Source organism: Vibrio amylolyticus (assembly GCF_023145695.1).
In the GTDB taxonomy this organism is placed as follows: domain Bacteria; phylum Pseudomonadota; class Gammaproteobacteria; order Enterobacterales; family Vibrionaceae; genus Vibrio; species Vibrio amylolyticus.
This window is the reverse complement of the sequence record NZ_JAJHVV010000043.1, coordinates 1-414: the sequence shown is the minus strand read 5'-3', so window position 1 is coordinate 414 and position 414 is coordinate 1. Positions and strand designations below refer to the sequence as shown.

At 42.8% G+C, this 414-nt stretch carries 1 protein-coding gene; it reads left to right on the top strand.

Annotated elements, in window-relative coordinates; all coding sequences use genetic code 11:
• Positions 1 to 88: 88 nt before the first annotated feature.
• The coding region (locus tag KP803_RS21800; RefSeq protein WP_248010954.1) for a transposase at positions 89 to 414 on the top strand (326 nt) is incomplete at its 3' end.

The window sequence follows — 414 nt, the reverse complement described above, 5'->3', positions numbered from 1 at the left end:
AGGAAAAACAGGGGTCAGGTCTTGCCTTTTGCCTATTTGAAGAGAGTGGTCTAGTTTTTAGCTAGGCCATTTTTGTTAAGGGAAGACAATGAGTAGACCATTACGAGTAGAGTATGCAGGAGCGCTGTACCACGTTACTTCAAGGGGCAATGCACGTCAGCCAATTTATTTAGATGAAGCTGACTTTGATTTGTTTCTAGAGGTGTTAGCTGAAAGTTGCCGACGATTCAACTGGGTGATTCACAGCTATTGCTTAATGACGAATCACTATCATCTGCTACTAGAAACCCCTGACGGTAACCTAAGTAAAGGGATGCGCCAGCTAAACGGTGTGTATACGCAAAAGTTTAACCGAAAACATAACCGAGTAGGTCACCTATACCAAGGCCGCTATAAAGCTATTTTGGTTGATAA